This is a genomic window from Methylobacter svalbardensis, assembly GCF_037671525.1.
In the GTDB taxonomy this organism is placed as follows: Bacteria; Pseudomonadota; Gammaproteobacteria; order Methylococcales; family Methylomonadaceae; genus Methylobacter_A; species Methylobacter_A svalbardensis.
This window is the reverse complement of the sequence record NZ_JAWPOH010000194.1, coordinates 1-779: the sequence shown is the minus strand read 5'-3', so window position 1 is coordinate 779 and position 779 is coordinate 1. Positions and strand designations below refer to the sequence as shown.

The 779-nt window shown below is 41.7% G+C and carries 1 protein-coding gene and 1 pseudogene; one reads left to right on the top strand and one right to left on the bottom strand.

Features of this window, described 5'->3' with window-relative positions; translation table 11 throughout:
• Window positions 1–419: pseudogene (locus tag RW114_RS20805) on the bottom strand (hypothetical protein); the annotation flags it as partial.
• A gap of 61 nt (window positions 420–480) precedes the next feature.
• Between RW114_RS20805 and RW114_RS21135 the strand changes: the two are divergent.
• Complete coding sequence (locus tag RW114_RS21135; protein ID WP_422614858.1) at window positions 481–600, top strand: IS4/Tn5 family transposase DNA-binding protein; 120 nt, start codon at window positions 481–483, stop codon at window positions 598–600.
• The last annotated feature ends 179 nt before the right edge of the window (window positions 601–779 follow it).

Below are 779 nucleotides of genomic sequence, written 5' to 3'. Positions count from 1 at the left end.
AAGGTAACAGGAACCGATCTTTTTCCTTTTACGGGTAAGCTATAGCGCAACACTTTCACTTCCTGTTGAACCTTTCGTGATTTCTCACCTTTTTTTCGTGGCTTAATAAAAGTAATGCAGCTGGTTATGGGCTGTTTATCGACGAGATCCCATAGTTTTTCATCACCGGCTACTTTACGGTTATGCTTGGCACGAACCAACCAATCAGCGGGATAATTTAACGCCATGCTTCGGATCATTAGATTGAGAATATCACCTTCTCGATCGGCAACATAAACCAGCTTTTGTTCCGGGCAACGTTCCGCCATTTCAGCAACGCGCTCATAACCTTCTATCCATCGACAGCTTTCTTTTATGCTGTCTTGTTGTTGATCATTCTCCTTACTTGTTCCTCTTGCCCACATCCAGGCATCGGTCACTCCTAGAGCATCTCCTTACACACAAGTTGTTAAGATTTAGTAAAGTAGAATCATTTTAGCTATGAATTGGGCAAATAGAGAATTTCGTAATTTAGATTTAGGTGATAAACGACTAAAGAATAGAGCCATAAACTCGATGTTCAAGTTTTTAAGCTTAGAAATACAGCCGGAAAACGGGTAAGCTAATCAGTGTAAACTGCCACGTATTTCAACACCATGTTGATGTACGAGCCGGCACACTTTATAAAATCGTTTGTCACTGATTTAGATGCAGCCCTGGGAAAGCTAAAGTCCAATGCCAGGCTGACGCACCTACAAAAGACTTGGCTAGGATTTTGTTTAACGGGGATGTTACTGACC